The sequence below is a fragment of the Sporosarcina pasadenensis genome (assembly GCF_047228845.1).
GTDB lineage: Bacteria > Bacillota > Bacilli > Bacillales_A > Planococcaceae > Sporosarcina.
Genome location: NZ_JBFEGM010000016.1, coordinates 1 through 14,161 on the forward strand (window position 1 = coordinate 1; position 14,161 = coordinate 14,161).

Here is a 14,161-nt window from a genome sequence, read left to right on the forward strand (position 1 = left end):
GCGGATGGCTCCCCTTTGAGCGCGCGGCCGGCTTGCTTTGAGCGCGGATGACTCCCCTTTGAGCGCGCGGCGGCTTGTTTTGAGCGTGGATGGCTCCCCTTTGAGCGCGCGCAGCTTGCTTTGAGCGCGGATGGCTCCCCTTTGAGCGCGCGGCCGGCTTGCTTTGAGCGCGGATGACTCCCCTTTGAGCGCGCGGCGGCTTGCTTTGGACGCGCGGGCACTCGCTTTGGACGCGGAGCACCACACTTTGGACGCGCGGGCAATCACTTTGGACGCGTGAGCACTCGCTTTGGACGCGTGAGCACTCGCTTTGGACGCGTAGGCACTCACTTTGGACGCGGACGCCTCCCATGACGCGATTCCAACAAAAAAACCCCCTCGTCAAAAGGGGATTTCCGTAACTTATGCTATGACCGAACACGCCTGCAGCTCTGCAATGAAATCAAATGCTGCCTGCATTTCGTCTTCGGTGAAATTCAGTTTATTTTTTACAATATGCACTTTCGCAACTTGCTCGTCCTTCGGCAAGTAATCGAAATAGAGCAACGTCGATACGAGCTCCAAGAATCTTGAGCTTTTTCCGTTCAGCCGATCAATGCAGTCCGCAAGTTTTTCATGCGGCGCTGCAGCCGTTTCGAGGAATCGCCCGCCCTCTTCCGTCACGTTGTAGCTGTATTGGACGTACGATCCTTTGTCCGTGCAGCTCTCCGACAGGAAGCCCATTTCGCAAAGCTCCTCGACCCGGAGCGTCAATTCCTCCGAATAGGGGCCGTACATATGCAACTCGTATTTTTCAGCGAAAGGGAAATCCATCTTTTTCGCGATATAGATCATCTTCTGCAGTTTCTTCCGCCCGCGCACTTCTTCTGCCATGGAAATGAATTGCACAATCCTAGCATGTTCCTGCAACAACTTACTCACCTCTTAACATTTGTAAAATCTTTTCATATAGCGGATTTCCCTTTGACTCTAAAACATCTTGGGGGAAATATATTTTATGGTCGGTACGCCGTTTGCCTGAAATGGCATCGACGATTTCCGATGAACGCGACAGCTCGCTCAGCTCGCCGTTTGACAGTTGCAAATAGATCGGCACGCGCTCATTTTCTTCGCCGGGCCGGTAAAAATCATACGGCAGATCTGAAGAGGAATCCGTAACGAGATAATATTCCGGATCGATGCCCGCCTCCTTGAACAGCTTTTCAAGCTCGCCGATTTTCCGGTATTCCGTCGCCGGGTCGAACTCGGCGTATTGGAACAGTCTCCGGTTGAGGAAACGGTCGCACAAGTCCGCTAATATAGCATCCTCTTCTTTGCGCCACCATTGGAAATACGTCATGAGCACGCCTTCGTCCAATGATAGGTACTCCTCGAGGCCGAATGTGCGATCGAAGAACGACTTGAAGTGGACAGGCTCATACTTGAACGGATAGCTAGTGTTATGTAGATATTTAGCACGATGAAGGATTTTCATGAGGATGACTTCGGCACTACGTGAGACTGGGTGGAAATAGACTTGCCAATACATTTGGTATCGGCTCATAATATAATCTTCCACTGCGTGCATTCCGCTAAACTTGATAACTACTTGCTCCTCGGCCGGCCGCATAACGCGCAAAATCCGCTCCATATCGAAATGACCGTAGGAAACGCCTGTATAATATGCATCCCGCTGTAAATAATCCATCCGGTCGGCATCGATCTGGCTGGAAATGAGGCTGACGACAAGCTTGTCCGGGTATGTTTTCCCGATGACATCCGCCACTTGCTGTGGAAAATCGGGCGAGACGCGGCGAAGGACTTGATTCACTTCCGTCTCCCCTGTTAAAATCGCTTGCGTGAACTTTTCGTGATCGAGCGTGAACACTTTTTCGAATGCATGCGAAAATGGGCCGTGGCCGAGATCGTGCAGCAAAGCCGCGCATAGCGTCAACAACCGTTCATCATCGTTCCATTCGGCACGTCCGCTGAATCCGTCGTCAATGATCCGCCTTACAATTTCATAGACGCCGAGCGAGTGTTGGAAGCGGCTATGTTCCGCCCCATGGAAAACGAGATACGTCGTCCCGAGCTGGCGAATCCTGCGAAGTCGCTGGAATTCCCGCGTCCCGATGACGTCCCATATGACTTTGTCGCGCACATGGATATACCGGTGGACCGGATCCTTGAATACTTTCTCTTCGAAAAGTTTTTCGTTTTTATAGTCCATCGCGCACCTCCGTCGACGCATTTTAATTAAGTATATCAAAATCTGAGCGAGAGAAAAGAAAGGTTTTCATAAAAATGATTGCAATTATTTTGACCTACGTTCAAGTTTGGATGAATAAAAGGCTTGAACACTGTACACACTGACCGTAAGAAAGAGACTATGAACATGGCAGGAGGCAAGGAGATGGTGAAAGTTAGACAGGATGCTTGGCTTGAGGAAAATGATATTTTATTAGCCGAGACGGTGCTACGGCACGTCCGGGAAGGCAGTACACAGCTAAGCGCGTTTGAAGAGGTTGGCGATAAGCTTAACAGGACCGCGGCCGCGTGCGGTTTCAGATGGAATGCAGTCGTCCGACGCGATTACGAAAAAGAGCTGGCAGAAGCGAAAAAAGAACGGAAGCAGGCTATGCGCGTTTTAGGCGCGGACTTTAAACGACGCAGCCAGCAATTATACAATCCTGCGCAAGGTGTTGACCAGGATGAAAAGACAGCTGTTCCTTTATCCGCTTTATCGCTTGATACAGTCATAGCTTATTTAATTCGCTTACATCATACGGGCGGTGGAGACACCGAATCGCTCAGATGGAAGCAGACTGCTAAAATGGCAAACGACAAAATTGATGCTCTCCAAAAAGAAATCGAGAAATTGCAGCAGGAGAATAAAACCCTCCGGAATGACTACGAACAGTTCGTACAAATCATGAACCGGGCACGCCGCCTCGTTACATTGGAAGATGAAAACGAACGCACCGCTCCCGTCTTCACGATGGAGCGGAATGGAAATCTCGTATCCAAAGAACCGCCGATCAATCACTGATCCGGCGGTTTTTTCATTTGTTATCGGCCTTTTGCAAGCATTTTCTGATTGCGCTCGACGACCCGATTCAAATAAAACAAATAAAGCTCCATCTCTTCAGGTGTAAAGCCGCCCGTCTGGACTTCATCCTCGGATAGCGCACGGAGCAGCAGCTGAACGCGGATGCCTACCTCTCCAACCGTCAGCGGCTCGCCGATCAGCTCCGACAGCGACGCCATCACTTCCGGGCGTATTTCCGGATAGGCGAACTTCGTCTCTTCTCCTTGCAGACCGACTTCATATAAATCGCGAATGAGGCGAGCGCGCTCGGCACCGCTGCCTTCCACGCACAAGTACACTTGGACCGCGACGCCTTGGCGCAAACGCCTTTGCGAAATCCCCGCGAACTTCCTGCCGCCGATGCTTAAGTCATACGAGCCGGGACAGTAGGAACCGACAATTTCATACGCCTCAATCTGCTCCGCGACTTCCGGGAACAGCATGCGGACGAATTCTACCATCGCTTCATACCCTTCCGGAATATCGATGGACCCTTCCTGCTCGGAAAGGACGATGGAAATATTGAGCACGCCTTCATCCAAAACGACCGCGAGACCGCCTGAATTCCGGACGATCGCCTTATAGCCGGCTTCTTGGAACATAGGCAGCGCCTTTTCGATATGCGGAAGCCGATGGTCCTGGATGCCGAGGACGACCGTTTCGTCATGCACCCAAGTGCGGACCGTCGGCACCGACATTTTCTGGCCGACGAGATGACAGAGCGTATCGTCCATCGCGAAGGACTCCAATGCAGAACGGTTTTTGGCGGTTATCGATTCGTCGATGAAACGCCATTGGGGAAGTTGTAAATTGGACATATCTATATCTCCTGATGATCTTTTTGCTTTCGTTTTTTTCCGATATAAGCATACACCAGTTCTGCGGGCGGGAACAGTCATTCATTCTTGTCAAATGTATGACTTCTATGCGCAATAACCGTGTTTTCGATTCGTTTATGCTACACTAAGGGTAGAATCACATCACGTTTAAAGGAGTTTGAATTCATATGAACGAAGCAGCTATTACACTCGATGGTTGGTATGTGCTACATGATTTACGCTCGATGGATTGGGCATCCTGGAAGTTGATTTCAAAAGAGGAACGCCAGGCAGCTATCGACGAATTTATGGCTTATTTGGATAAACTTCAGCAAGCGGATGACGCGAAGACGGGCAGCCATGCGTTTTACACGGTCGTTGGGCAGAAAGCGGATTTCATGCTCATGATCTTGCGTCCAACAATCGACGAACTGCAGGAGCTCGAGGCTGAATTCAATAAATTAACGATTGCCGATTATACGATTCCGGCTTATTCCTATGTATCTGTCGTAGAGTTGTCCAACTACCTTGCGGGCGAATCGGATGAAGATCCGTACCAGAATCCGTATGTGCGTGGACGTCTATATCCGGAACTGCCGCGCAATCAGTACATCTGCTTCTACCCGATGGACAAGAAGCGCGACGGCGAAGACAACTGGTATATGCTCAGCATGGACAAGCGCAAGGAATTAATGCGAAGCCACGGAATGATCGGCCGCGGATACGCAGGCAAAGTGAAACAGATCATTTCCGGCTCCGTAGGTTTCGACGATTTCGAATGGGGCGTTACATTGTTCTCGGACGACGTGCTCCAGTTCAAGAAGTTAGTATACGAAATGCGCTTCGATGAAGTGAGCGCGCGTTACGGCGTATTCGGTTCGTTCTTCATTGGTACGATTTTGGATGGCGAGAAGAAGCAATCGTTTTTCACAGTTTAATGGAAAAGAGCCTCCTGCGATGAGGCTCTTTTTTTGTGCGTAACCGGCTAACCGCCTGATTTGACAACGAGACCTCCTGATACTGCTTGCTAACCGCCTGAACTGACGACTAGACCGCCTGATACTGCTAGCTAACCGCCTGAATTAACGGCAAGACCGCCTGATACCGCTAGCTAGCTAGCCGCCTGAATTAACAGCGAGAACGCCTGATATCGCTCTGCTATTATTCCAAGAAGTTCGAGACGACTTCCATGAACAGACTATGCTGTTCCACATTCGGCGCGTGGCCCGATAACTTGAATTCCAGGAAGGCACCCGCTGGAATAAGTCCGGCAGTCTCTTTTCCGTAATCGGGCGGATTCAGTCCATCGTGCAAACCGCCAATGACGAGCGTCTCGGCACTGATCCGATGCAGATCGTCCCGGAAATCGAATCCTTCCAATGCTTTCGAAGCAATCGCTTGTTCATGCAACGTTAATTGTTCGCTGTTTTCAGCCGTTTCATGGAGCCATTTTCCAACTGCAGTCTGATTGTGGAACATGTATTTCGAGGCGGCGACCATTTTATCGATCGGCGTCATGCCCTTCATTTCATCGGCATACCGATCGAAAAGCTCTTCCATGGAAGCCTGCTTGCCATGGGATTTCGTCGCGACGAGCACGAGCTTCTTCACCCGATCGCCCAATTCGATGGCAACGCCCTGCGCTATGTAACTCCCCATCGACACACCGATCAGGTAAAATGAATCCAATTTCAGATAATCGACTAGCCCGATGACATCACGTATATGATCCTCCAATTCATAGTGCGGTGGTTTCCCTGAATTCCCATGCCCGCGGGCGTCAGGTGCGATGACCCGGTAGCTCTTTTTGAACTCGTCGATTTCATGCCGGAACATTTCGCTGTTGCTCGTCAAGCCGTGCAGCAACACAAGCGGAAGGCCCTCACCTTCCTCCTGGTAATAAATCTCTGTCCCATTCGAGTTGAATGTCGGCATCCTACCACTCCTCTGTATAACTCTTTGCTTATCCATACCCCAAATTCGTTTTTTCAATAAAGAGCCCGTTTATTTGCCAAAAGCATTAAGCGCGACAAGCCGCACTTCATTCACGCATAAGTCCGCGAAAAACGCATAACGCCACAAATTAACGCATAAATGTCTACATTTACGCATAAACGTAAAATCCCGCGCATAAACGGGTGTATTTACGCATAAAGTTGTTTTCTCACGCATAAATCACTAAAACGACGCATAAGATCCATTTTCCGCGCATAAATCGCTAAAACGACGCATAAACCCCAAAGAAACGTTTTCCGCAAACAAAAAAAGAGCCATCCAAGACGGCCCTCATCGTTCATTTTCCTAACCACTCCACAATATCTGCCTTCAAATCATTCCCATTCCAATATGTCAGCGCAGCATCCTCCCCGATCCGCTCGACAAGTTGTTCTACGTAGTCCGTGCCGAGGATGTAACCGATTCGGTTATAGCCGAAATAAGCGCCGCCAGATAGACGGAACCATTCCCTCTCCTTCGCCATATCCCATTCCCCTAAAGCGTCCTCCAAAAAGCGTCGTTTCACTTCAGCTTTATTGTCCTCATAGCACTTCACCCATGGCTCACCCTCGTCATCGAATGAAAAATAGACCGGCTTCTGAAGGCCTGGAACTGTCCGCTTCGATAAATACGTGGCCGCTCCTTCCGTGAAAAGCGTCGTCAAGCCATGCCCCCAATCGACAGTGGACCAGTCCAAGCCGTCTCGTGTTCCCATCGCAAAATGCGTGACATGCCCAATTTCATGCGCCGTGATCACTTTCAAATGGTCGCGCTCCGCAGAAAGCTTTTCAACGGCAAAATAGATTTCGCGTCGATTATCCCTCGTCACGAATGCATTCGACCCGAACGTGCCGACCATCAGTTTGAACGAAAGGTCCAAGCCTAACCCGAATGTCTGCTCATACTTCTCATCCACTTCCCGAATAACGGCGGGCAAACTGGCAGAGATGGAACGGATGTCGTCAATCTTGCCTTCGTATTTCTGGAGTGCTGCTGACAATCGCTCTTCCGTCCTCGGACAATGCATCGGAAAATACTTTTCATATATTTCCACATGCTCATTGAGATACGATTCCAAGTCGGCGAGCGCAGGCTCTTCATTCGATTCCCAGAACTCCAAGAAAACCGGAATATTATTTTCATACTGCATTTGATCTCCCCCCTCCCCAATAGTATACATATTTTTCAGTCATCAACGAAAGCCCAAAAGCATATGGTGGAACCGAGGGGGTTATCCCGTGGCGCATTGCTTCTATTCCCCTACGGAACAGGATTGCCCGCAAGCTTAAAAATGAAAGGATGAAAAACATGGTTCAATATTATTGGTATCCCGGTTTTCAACAGCAGCAGCAAATGCAAATGCCTGCAACACCGCCACAGATTCCTGCCAGTGACGGTGGAAGACCTCCTTTTCGGGAGCAGTCGTATATCGAAAACATTCTCCGTCTCAACCGGGGCAAGCCCGGCGTCTTCCATTTCTCTTTCGAACATGCCATTGAACCCGGAAAGAATACACTGGCGATTCCAGGGATGGTGGAAGCGGCCGGCCGGGATCACGTCATTTTGAGCACAGCTGCCGGTAAACGCTATTTAATACCGATGATCTATTTCGACTATGCAGAGTTTAACGAAGAACTAAATTATTTTAACCAGCAACCAATGTGAACAAAAAATCTTCCATTGCTCCTCGCAGTGGAAGATTTTTTATTATCCCAACTTCTTTTCAAGCGCATGGCGGAATCGTTCCGGTTCATCCAAACGGATGGCGGCGGAGCGGAACTCCCTCTCCACACCCATAAACAAGGTCGCCTTCAGTGGCTCCTTAAAATGAAGGATGCAATTCGGCTTAGATTCCTCCATATCCTTCGCAATGAACTCGATCAGACCCACGGCCTTCAAAGGGTAACGTTCCGCCCCATCACCCCATTCGATTTGTTCAATCGCGTCATAAGGAATTTCCATGCGTTTCCCGAGTCCAAGGGAAATATGCATACGGTTTTCTTTCATTGCCAAAGGATTGAGACGCACTGTTTGAATATCCGCAATCACGTAAATGACAGAGTAGATATTCAAGATAAGCAGGACAATGGACAGGATCATGGATTTCCCATGCAGCCACCAATGAATGCCGATTGTCTCAATAACGATTGCATGGATGAGCATGACGTAAAATGCAATCATGCTCGTCTTCTGATGCAAAGTAAACATGGTTTCCCCTGCGGATGGCTTCCTCTTCCACGAAGCAAATGCATAATAAAACATAAGCGATTCTGCAGTTATGATGGAAACGAACGGATGGGTCGATACCTTATTCTTCACAAGCGCTGGGCCGGAGTTTGTGCTCCTCACTTCCTTCATAATCGTCGGCAAATGCTTTGCGAGCAAAAACAAGAGGCCGATTTCCGCCAGTAGGAGGAACCCCTCGAAGCCAATCGCAACATATGGAATGAATTTGAAAGGCTCGAAATACTCGCCAGGAATGACGAACCGGGCCGCGACGAGACCAATCACCATGAATGTGAAAAAGCGTTTCAACGTGAAGCCCTTTTTGCGCGTCATTGCAAGTATGAGAAGCGGTGCAACGATTGCCAAGTCCAGCATAGAACCGATGACAACACCACGCGGATCCGCCGGCAATGGTATGGCGGGAAGCCGATAAGCCAAATAATTACTTACAAGGACAAGCAACAGCAATACGGCAAGGATGCTTTGCTTTGAACGTTGACGGGTCAACACCATGGAAACTCCCCCTTTTCTTCTAGTTTACTAAGAAGTGGGAAAAGGATTACAGGATAGTTTTGACAGATTTATGGAGAATTTCATGAGTTTGGACGTGCGGAGGAACTTGCCTTGGGCGCGCGGGGACTCGCTTTGGACGCGGGAGCACGCACTTTGGGCGCGGGAGCACGCACTTTGGGCGCGGAAGCACTCACTTTGGACGCGGAAGCACTCACTTTGGGCGCGGAAGCACTCACTTTGGGCGCGGAAGCACTCACTTTGGGCGCGGAAGCACTCACTTTGGGCGCGGGAGCACGCACTTTGGGCGCGGAAGCACTCACTTTGGGCGCGGAGGCACTCACTTCGGGCGCGGGAGCACGCACTTTGGGCGCGGGAGCACGCACTTTGGGCGCGGAGGCACTCACTTTGGGCGCGGAGGCACTCACTTTGGGCGCGGAGGCACTCACTTTGGGCGCGGGAGCACTCACTTTGGGCGCGGAGGCACTCACTTTGGGCGCGGAAACACTCACTTTGGGCGCGGCCCCCCTCCCCCATGACGCGATTCAAAAAAAACGGTCTGAAGAACAGATTCTTCAAACCGTTTCCATGTTATTTTCCGAACTTCACCGTTGCGATGATGAGCATGATCCAGCCCACGATGAAGGCGACGCCGCCGATTGGGGTGATGGCGCCCAATATGCCGATGCCGGACAGGCTGAGGATGTAAAGGCTGCCGGAGAAGATGATGATGCCGGCGAGCAGCAAGTATCCTGCCCACGACAAAGCGGTCGACGGGCCGAAGAGCGATGTGCTCATGAGGATGCCGATCGCGATGAGTCCGATAGCATGGAACATTTGGTATTGGACGGCTGTTTCCCAGATGGCGAGGTACCGTTCGGATAGGCGCTCTTTCAGTGCATGCGCTCCGAATGCGCCAAGTGCAACGGCAAGTGCCGCGTTGACGGCGCCTGCGATAATGAAAAATGGCATATGATTCCCTACTTTCCGCTCTAAATGCTTTCTCCCTAATGATAAACGCTTTTACCTTTCATTCAAACCGCATTCACGACAAGTTTCTAACAATTAGAAGTCAAAGATCGAGCCGCCGTTTGCGTCGTCTTCCTCCAAATGCCTGCCTTCCAATGACGAAATTTGCGGCTTATGGGAAATCGCCATCGTTCTCGGCGTAATGATCGGCTCGTCTTTCTTGTCGTTGCTAGCGAGAACGACTTGGCAGAGTGCCCGAATCGCTGTCAGCGCCTCGCGGACGGCTTGATCGTCTTCTGCGGTTTTCGCGTAATTAAGCTGGCGCTGCATTTCCTCGATGATCCGGTCTGTTGTAATCATTGTCTAGCACCCCCTTTCTTCGGTTCATATTTCAAACATTCCATACCCGATGATCGCCTCACAACGATGGACGGCAGTTCCCGGGCTTTGAAACCATACGCCTTGCACCCGCGCGGGCTTTTCGGATCCCATGTTACGAAAAAGTATTGACATTGAAAGCAATTTACAGCCATGCGGCCACCTCTTCCCTTACAGCCCGTCCCTAGTCCGGCACCAGTCGATCGGCGTTTTATTCCACTCTTCCAAAATTGCATTCGCCTTGGTGTATGGACGACTGCCGAAAAAGCCCCGGCTTGCGCTAAGCGGGCTCGGATGGACTGCTTCGATGACAGCATTTTTATTTAAATCGATGAGCTTCTTTTTCTCTTGCGCCGGGCGCCCCCAAAGGATGAAAACGACCGGCTCCTCGCGCTCGGACAAGTTACGGATCACTTCGTCGGTGAACTGCTCCCAACCTTTCTTCCGGTGGGAGTGCGCCTCCCCCTCCCTCACAGTGAGGACGGTGTTGAGCATAAGCACGCCCTGGTTCGCCCAGCCCGTCAATGTTCCCGTTTCCGGAATGGCGCACCCGATATCGGACTGCAATTCCTTGAACATATTCCGCAAACTCGGCGGAATCTTGACGCCGGGCTTCACCGAAAAGCTAAGGCCATGCGCTTGTCCTGGCCCGTGATACGGATCCTGGCCGAGCACGACCACTTTCACGTCGTTGAACGGGGTCAGTTTGAAGGCTGTCCACATATCATCCATGAGCGGATACACATTATGGCTTTCGTATTCTTTTTTGAGGAAATCGCGAAGCTGCAAGTAGTATGGTAGCTGGAATTGCTCCGCAAGCACTTCATCCCAATCATTCCCGAATCTCTTTTTCTCCAAGCATCTCACTCCTTGAATTCAATCGTCACGTCGTACCCCGCGAATGAAAACATTTCCTTTAACGTCTTCTCCGCGTTGAATTGCGCCGTCTTCAGCACGCCTTGGCCGGTCGCCTCCTCGACGATGAGTTTCTTCGCCTCAGCAGCAAGTTCGTACGCCTCTTCAATGTCCGCCTTTTGACGGAAAACGCCTTCATAGGAATACACTTCGACTTGATCGAAATAAATTTCCGCCCCTCCGAGGAAGGTCGCGGCTGGCAATGTGAGCTTCGCGGTTTTATTCTTTTCATCTATAATGACATCTTTTTCAGTAAGCTTGGACAAATCGACGCCCGCCTTCACCGAACCTGGTACGACGACAAGAAGCTGCCGCTTCGTCCCTGGCACGTTCAGGCCGATGCTTTGTCCGAACAGCTGGTTGTCCTGGCGTTCGATGATGACTTTCGTATACGCCTCCGCTGTCGCCATTTCATTCAGATCTTGTATATGTTCGAGGAACACACCTTTCTGCTCCGTGAAAGTGCTCCCTAGTTTCAAAAATTGAAAGGCTACGAATGGTAATGAAATGACGGTGATCAAAATGAGAACGGCCAGTAAGAGAGTCCATCGTTTCCACATAAAAAGAAACTTGAACGGCACGCGCGGACGCCAAGATCTCTTTTTCCTGCCGAGCGCTTCTTCAACGGTGACCGCACTTTCAGATTCAGACGCCTTCAATTCTTTCAACAGTTTTTCAATTTCTTGCAGTTTCTTTTTATCTTCCATACCCTTTTTCACCTTCCTTCGACACTCGTAATCGCACATATTTACATATAGTTGTACGTTTAGACTATCTAAAAGTTTCGAAGCCGACAACAGATAAGCCTATGTTCATCAGCCTTTTATTTCAAAACCCCCAACTACGCATAAATCCGTAGATTCACGCATATATTCATCCATTTACGCATAAACGACTGCAAATGCGCATAAATTCTATTATTTGCTCATAAGTCCTCGTATTTGCGCATAAACGACGAAAATCACGCATAAACCGCTACCGCAATTGGAATAATTGTATATTTTCATAAATTTGATTACTATTAACTGTGAATGTAATCCAACACGAAGGAGACATCCAGCTATGACTATGAAAAAGACATTGACGATCGCAGGATCAGATACATCAGGCGGCGCGGGAATCCAAGCCGACCTGAAAACGTTCCAGGAGCACGGGACATACGGCATGACAGCTTTGACGGTCGTTGTGACGATGGATCCCGATAACAATTGGAGCCACGGCGTCTATTCACTTCCGATCGATGTATTGAAAGCGCAACTCAAAACAGCTCTTTCGACAGGCATCGACGCCATTAAGACAGGCATGCTCAGCACGGAGGAAGTCATCCAAACTGCAGGCGAGGCGATTGCGGAATCCGGGCTCGACCACGTCGTCATCGATCCCGTCATGGTATGTAAAGGCGAAGACGAAGTCCTCAACCCGGGAACTGTCGACGCGATGGTGGAATACTTGCTTCCAAAAGCGGAAATTGTGACGCCGAACTTGTTCGAAGCCGGCCAACTGGCGAGCATGAAAACACCTTCGACGATCGAGCAGATGAAATCGGTGGCCGAAAAGATCCATTCTCTCGGCGCGCGCAATGTCGTCATTAAAGGCGGCAAGCAGCTTCAGCATGACAAAGCAGCGGATCTGTTTTACGACGGCAAGACATTCACGTTGCTCGAAGCAGAAAAAACGGATACGCACTATAACCATGGTGCGGGCTGTACGTTCGCCGCTGCCATTACAGCGAATCTCGCAAATGGCCTTGACGTGAAAGAAGCGGTCATCGAAGCGAAGAAATTCGTTACAGCCGCAATTGCGAACGGCTGGAAGTTGAATGAATACGTCGGTCCCGTAATGCACGGCGCAAAAAACCGTGTAGGCGCACCGGACATTACAACGACAGAAATTTGATTTCATAAAGGCCAGAAGAGCATTCGATTCTTCTGGCCTTTTTTTGTCCGTCAAAAAGTTTCGATCAATTCCCGGCGGTTATCGATCATTTCCCGTAGGATATCGATCAATTCGGCGAAGTTATCGGTCATTTCCCGAAACTTATCGATCATTTCCCAAGTTATATTGTCATTTCGTGACCTTTGACCTACAAACTTAAAATGTTTTGAGGCACGCTAATCGCATTCATTTACACTTTTCTATATACTTGGGATATGTGCTTTTGTAAGAAGGAGGATTTTTCATGGACATCGTGAAACCGGATCGGTTGCAGGAATTGCTGAATTCCTATGCGAATAAAGACGTTTACATCCATCTTGAAACGACGAATGGCGCGTATGCCGCCCATTTCAAGGAAGGATTTTTCAATGCGGGGGCATTCATCCGGAATGTCGTCGTCAAATATGAACTTGGCAAGGTGGCGGGCGAATCGCCGCATCGAGTAGGGCTGAAGCTTCCTTCGGGTTGGATCTATGCGCAAGGGATCACCCATTACACGGTCGACGAACACGACAGACTGCTCATGGCAGGGCTCGATCCAGACGGAAAACTTGCAGTCGCGCTCGAAATTAGTGAAACACCGTTTACATATTAAGCTGTTTGATTGTTAAGGAGGCTTTTCGATGATTAAAGAAGAACGCCACGTACTCGTCATTTTTCCGCACCCGGACGACGAAGCTTTCGGCGTGTCGGGTACGATTTCCACATATATCGAAATGGGGGTCCCTGTTACGTACGCCTGTCTGACGCTAGGCGAAATGGGACGGAACCTAGGAAATCCCCCTTTCGCAAACCGCGAAACGCTGCCGCAAATCCGCAAGCAGGAATTAAAAAACGCGGCGGCCGCCATGGGACTTACGGATCTTCGGATGATGGGATTGCGCGATAAGACGATTGAATTCGAGGATGACGAAAAGATGATCAAGCTCGTCACCGATTTGATCGAAGATACGAACCCATCCCTCATCATTACATTCTACCCAGGACTCTCCGTCCATCCAGACCATGACGCAACAGGACGCGCCGTCGTCCGTGCCGCCAGAAGGATGAAGGAATCTGAACGTCCGACATTATATACGATCGCGTTCGCAAATAATACCGCGGAAGTGCTCGGCGCACCCGACATCCTCCATAATGTCGAAGGGGCTGCGCAAAAAAAGCTCAATACATTGAACGCACACGCTTCCCAAACCGTCTGGATGATGCGGGATATGGAAAAAAGATTGGCCGAAAAAGACCCTGAAGCATTGAAATGGCTGCACGAAGAGAAGTTTTTCACGTACCGTTGGAATAAGGACTTCGAATGACAAGGAACTAGACGTGAAGCAGCTGCGCCCCGTCGCAAACG

Annotated in this window: 16 protein-coding genes; 6 read left to right on the forward strand and 10 right to left on the reverse strand. The window is 50.0% G+C overall.

Annotated features, from left to right (window positions below):
• Positions 1-402: 402 nt before the first annotated feature.
• Positions 403-912, reverse strand: a complete 510-nt coding sequence (locus tag AB1K89_RS16435; RefSeq protein WP_413055785.1) for a YwgA family protein — start codon at positions 910-912, stop codon at positions 403-405.
• A 1-nt stretch (position 913) separates the two neighbouring features.
• The gene (locus AB1K89_RS16440) at positions 914-2,209 is read right to left on the reverse strand and encodes an HD domain-containing protein (RefSeq protein WP_413055786.1); all 1,296 of its coding nucleotides are present in this window, start codon (positions 2,207-2,209) and stop codon (positions 914-916) included.
• A gap of 183 nt (positions 2,210-2,392) precedes the next feature.
• On the opposite strand from AB1K89_RS16440, the gene AB1K89_RS16445 reads away from it, so the two are divergent.
• Entirely contained in the window at positions 2,393-3,028 is a 636-nt protein-coding gene (locus AB1K89_RS16445; RefSeq protein WP_413055787.1) for an RsfA family transcriptional regulator, read from the forward strand.
• 20 nt (positions 3,029-3,048) lie between these two features.
• Here AB1K89_RS16445 and lipL read toward each other — a convergent pair whose 3' ends face one another.
• The gene (lipL, locus tag AB1K89_RS16450) at positions 3,049-3,885 is read right to left on the reverse strand and encodes an octanoyl-[GcvH]:protein N-octanoyltransferase (RefSeq protein ID WP_413055788.1); all 837 of its coding nucleotides are present in this window, start codon (positions 3,883-3,885) and stop codon (positions 3,049-3,051) included.
• A 188-nt stretch (positions 3,886-4,073) separates the two neighbouring features.
• On the opposite strand from lipL, the gene hemQ reads away from it, so the two are divergent.
• Complete coding sequence (hemQ, locus tag AB1K89_RS16455) at positions 4,074-4,823, forward strand: hydrogen peroxide-dependent heme synthase (RefSeq protein ID WP_252501885.1); 750 nt, start codon at positions 4,074-4,076, stop codon at positions 4,821-4,823.
• Between the two features lie 223 nt (positions 4,824-5,046).
• Here hemQ and AB1K89_RS16460 read toward each other — a convergent pair whose 3' ends face one another.
• Both AB1K89_RS16460 and AB1K89_RS16465 read right to left on the reverse strand, forming a co-directional pair.
• Complete coding sequence (locus AB1K89_RS16460; protein ID WP_413055789.1) at positions 5,047-5,820, reverse strand: alpha/beta fold hydrolase; 774 nt, start codon at positions 5,818-5,820, stop codon at positions 5,047-5,049.
• Between the two features lie 358 nt (positions 5,821-6,178).
• Entirely contained in the window at positions 6,179-7,030 is an 852-nt protein-coding gene (locus tag AB1K89_RS16465; protein ID WP_413055790.1) for an aminopeptidase, read from the reverse strand.
• A gap of 158 nt (positions 7,031-7,188) precedes the next feature.
• Between AB1K89_RS16465 and AB1K89_RS16470 the strand changes: the two genes are divergently transcribed.
• Positions 7,189-7,545, forward strand: a complete 357-nt coding sequence (locus AB1K89_RS16470; protein ID WP_413055791.1) for a spore coat protein GerQ — start codon at positions 7,189-7,191, stop codon at positions 7,543-7,545.
• Positions 7,546-7,587: 42 nt separating this feature from the next.
• Here the strand turns inward: AB1K89_RS16470 and AB1K89_RS16475 are convergent, their stop codons facing one another.
• The 5 genes from AB1K89_RS16475 to AB1K89_RS16495 form a co-directional block, all read right to left on the reverse strand.
• On the reverse strand, positions 7,588-8,619 hold the full coding sequence (locus tag AB1K89_RS16475; protein ID WP_413055792.1) for a beta-carotene 15,15'-monooxygenase: 1,032 nt from the start codon (positions 8,617-8,619) through the stop codon (positions 7,588-7,590).
• A gap of 588 nt (positions 8,620-9,207) precedes the next feature.
• Positions 9,208-9,588 (reverse strand): DUF423 domain-containing protein, encoded by a 381-nt coding sequence (locus AB1K89_RS16480; protein ID WP_413055793.1) that lies wholly within the window; start codon positions 9,586-9,588, stop codon positions 9,208-9,210.
• A 93-nt stretch (positions 9,589-9,681) separates the two neighbouring features.
• Positions 9,682-9,945, reverse strand: a complete 264-nt coding sequence (locus tag AB1K89_RS16485; protein WP_413055794.1) for a YwdI family protein — start codon at positions 9,943-9,945, stop codon at positions 9,682-9,684.
• A gap of 189 nt (positions 9,946-10,134) precedes the next feature.
• Positions 10,135-10,821, reverse strand: a complete 687-nt coding sequence (locus AB1K89_RS16490) for a uracil-DNA glycosylase (RefSeq protein WP_413055795.1) — start codon at positions 10,819-10,821, stop codon at positions 10,135-10,137.
• 5 nt (positions 10,822-10,826) lie between these two features.
• Complete coding sequence (locus AB1K89_RS16495; RefSeq protein WP_413055796.1) at positions 10,827-11,585, reverse strand: DUF4230 domain-containing protein; 759 nt, start codon at positions 11,583-11,585, stop codon at positions 10,827-10,829.
• Between the two features lie 355 nt (positions 11,586-11,940).
• Here AB1K89_RS16495 and thiD point away from each other — a divergent pair, with 355 nt between their 5' ends.
• The 3 genes from thiD (at position 11,941) to bshB2 (ending at position 14,120) form a co-directional block, all read left to right on the forward strand.
• Entirely contained in the window at positions 11,941-12,774 is an 834-nt protein-coding gene (thiD, locus tag AB1K89_RS16500) for a bifunctional hydroxymethylpyrimidine kinase/phosphomethylpyrimidine kinase (protein WP_413055797.1), read from the forward strand.
• A gap of 283 nt (positions 12,775-13,057) precedes the next feature.
• On the forward strand, positions 13,058-13,408 hold the full coding sequence (locus AB1K89_RS16505) for a YojF family protein (RefSeq protein WP_413055798.1): 351 nt from the start codon (positions 13,058-13,060) through the stop codon (positions 13,406-13,408).
• Positions 13,409-13,436: 28 nt separating this feature from the next.
• Complete coding sequence (bshB2, locus tag AB1K89_RS16510) at positions 13,437-14,120, forward strand: bacillithiol biosynthesis deacetylase BshB2 (protein WP_413055799.1); 684 nt, start codon at positions 13,437-13,439, stop codon at positions 14,118-14,120.
• Positions 14,121-14,161 lie beyond the last annotated feature (41 nt).